This is a genomic window from Microbacterium sp. Bi128 (assembly GCF_918698205.1).
This window is the reverse complement of sequence record NZ_CAKKMM010001608.1, coordinates 1-1,092: the sequence shown is the minus strand read 5'-3', so window position 1 is coordinate 1,092 and position 1,092 is coordinate 1. Positions and strand designations below refer to the sequence as shown.

At 67.4% G+C, this 1,092-nt stretch carries 1 protein-coding gene; it reads left to right on the top strand.

The window, feature by feature from the left end; genetic code table 11:
- The coding region (locus LQV45_RS34905; RefSeq protein ID WP_230012551.1) for a PhoX family phosphatase at positions 1 to 1,092 on the top strand (1,092 nt) is incomplete at both ends.

Below are 1,092 nucleotides of genomic sequence, written 5' to 3'. Positions count from 1 at the left end.
TACGAGCTCGACGGCCCCGCCGCCGGGTCCCCGCTGCTGAAGACCGCCGCCGACCCCTCCGGCGGGGCCATCCAGGGCACCCTGGGCAACTGCTCCGGGGGCACCACCCCGTGGGGCACGATCCTCTCCGGAGAGGAAAACTTCAACGGCTACTTCGCCGCGCCCGGAACCTCCGACGCCGACAAGCGCTACGGCCTGACCAGCAAGCCCACTGCCCGCCAGTGGGAACTCGATGACCCGCGCTTCGACACCCGCAACCCCGGATATCAGAACGAGGCCAACCGCTTCGGCTGGATCGTGGAAGTGGATCCCTTCGATCCCTCCTCCACGCCCCGCAAGCACTCCGCGATGGGCCGCTTCAAGCACGAGGGCGCCAACGTGATCGTCGCCAAGTCCGGTCACGTGGTGGCCTATATGGGCGACGACGAGCGCTTCGACTACCTGTACAAGTTCGTTTCGGCCGGCACCTACCGGCCCGGAAAGACGGCGGAGGACCGCAGGAACAACCTCACGCTGCTCTCGGAAGGCGACCTGTACGTCGCGAAGTTCACCGGCAATTCCCCTGCCGACGGGTTCGACGGCGCGGGCAAGCTTCCGGCCGACGGCGCCTTCGACGGCGCCGGTGTTTGGCTGCCCCTCGTGGTGGGCGGACAGTCCAAGGTGGCCGGGATGTCCGTGGAAGAGGTACTGGTGTACACCCGCCTCGCCGCCGACAAGGTGGGCCCCACCAAGATGGACCGCTGCGAGGACGTCCAGCCCAGCCCGCACACCGGCAAGGTCTACGTGGTCTGCACCAACAACGCGGACCGCGGCAAGCCCGGCAAGGAAGGTGCCACCGAGGTCAACCCCCGTACCCTCAACCGCGACGGCCACATCGTCGAAATCACCGAGACCGGGGACCAGAGCTCCACAACGTTTGGCTGGAACCTGCTGATGGTCTGCGGCGATCCGGCCAAGAACTCCGCCACCTACTTCGCCGGGTTCCCTGCCAGCCAGGTCTCACCGATCTCCTGCCCGGACAACGTGGCCTTCGATTCCGTGGGCAACCTCTGGATCTCCACCGACGGCGCGCCCTCCAGCATCGGCTACGCC